Source organism: Oleiphilus sp. HI0061 (assembly GCF_001635675.1).
The window spans coordinates 1-1,502 of record NZ_LWFE01001513.1 but is presented as its reverse complement, the minus strand read 5'-3'; the positions used below and the strand labels follow the sequence as shown (position 1 = coordinate 1,502).

At 44.4% G+C, this 1,502-nt stretch carries 1 protein-coding gene; it reads left to right on the top strand.

The features are described 5' to 3' along the window. Positions 1–36 precede the first annotated feature (36 nt). Positions 37–657, top strand: coding sequence for an FKBP-type peptidyl-prolyl cis-trans isomerase (locus tag A3735_RS23590; RefSeq protein WP_068514593.1), 621 nt, complete (start codon positions 37–39; stop codon positions 655–657). Positions 658–1,502: the final 845 nt, after the last annotated feature.

The following is a 1,502-nucleotide window of genomic DNA, read 5'->3' as shown; positions in this document are numbered from 1 at the left end:
AAAACTTATTAATCTTACGAATTTACAGGAATCACTATGTCGGATTTAGATTTATCCACAAATGAGGCGAAAGCATCATATGGTGTTGGTCTTCAAATGGGCCAACAATTAGCTAACGTCTTTAACGGACTGTCATTAGAAGCTGCTATTGCTGGCATCAATGACGCATTTTCTGGCAAGGGGCCACAGATTCCTGGCGAAGAAATTAATGCGGCGTTTCAAGTGATTCAGACTCAGGTTGAAGCAGAGAAGCAAGAGCAAGCTAAGAAGTTTGCGGGTGAAGGTGAAGCTTTCTTGGCAGAGAATGCTAAGCGTGATGAAGTGACGGTTCTAGAGTCCGGTCTTCAGTACGAAGTAATCACTGCGGGCGAAGGTGATATACCAACAGCTGAAAGTGTTGTAAGCACTCACTATCGTGGTACCTTGATCGACGGTAAGCAGTTTGATAGCTCATATGACCGTGGCGAACCAGCTCAATTTCCTGTTGGTGGCGTGATTGCTGGTTGGACTGAAGCACTTCAGCAAATGAAAGTGGGTTCTAAGTGGAAGCTATACATTCCATATCACCTTGCTTATGGCGAAGCAGGTGCTGGCGCCGATATCGGCCCATACCAAGCTTTGGTATTCGATATCGAGTTGCTAGAAATTGTTGGCTAGATAAATAGCTTTCCCTCATGCGTCTCGCTACGCATGAGGTTCAATATCTTTATACTCTCCCCCCCTCAAAGCCTTACCCTTTGTTAATCCTGCTCCCTTTCTCTGGGGCTATGATATTCTTGCATTAACTGCTCTTGGCAGAAAATTATTTACTGATTTCAAATGGTCAGCGCTTTCCAAAGGAATTTTCCATGAACGCATTGGTAAACAGGGCTTTAGCCTTCCTATTACTTGTATTTGTTTCTCACGCCGCACCCCTGATGGCTAAAGGTTTGAGTATCGAGGAAGCGAAGCAGTTTCTTCATGACTCTGGCTTGAGTGAGTTGATTGCTTCTTTGCCTGATTCTATGGGGCAGCAGCTTGATATGAAACGTTTGTCAGTNAATAGTTCCGTCAGTTTTGAAAAGACCAGTGCGGCCGTGACTCATGCAGCGAAAAAGGTTGATGGTGAACAGATTGCAATGGTTTATTTGAGTCAGGATCAGCGTGCTGAAGATTTGTCTGATGCGATTAAGTTCTTGGCTTCTCCCTTAGGTCAACGCATCAGTACAGAGGAACGGGCGGCCAGTACACCAGAAGCTCAGCAGAAGATGCAACGCTATTTTCAGGAGCAAAGCTTCAAGTCTGTTAAGCAGGATAGAGCGCAATTGCTAGAGAAGCTTTCTTTAGCTCTGAATGCTGATAAGGTTGTTATTCAGCTAATGAAAGGCGTGTATTTTTCGGTTTTGGAAGCGGTTGCTGTTATTAATCCAAATAAGGCAGCTGCTTTAGAAGCTCGTATGAATCAGGAGTGGCAGAGCATGGAACCAATGCTAAGTCAGCAGTTTTCCGAATTTATGTTGATG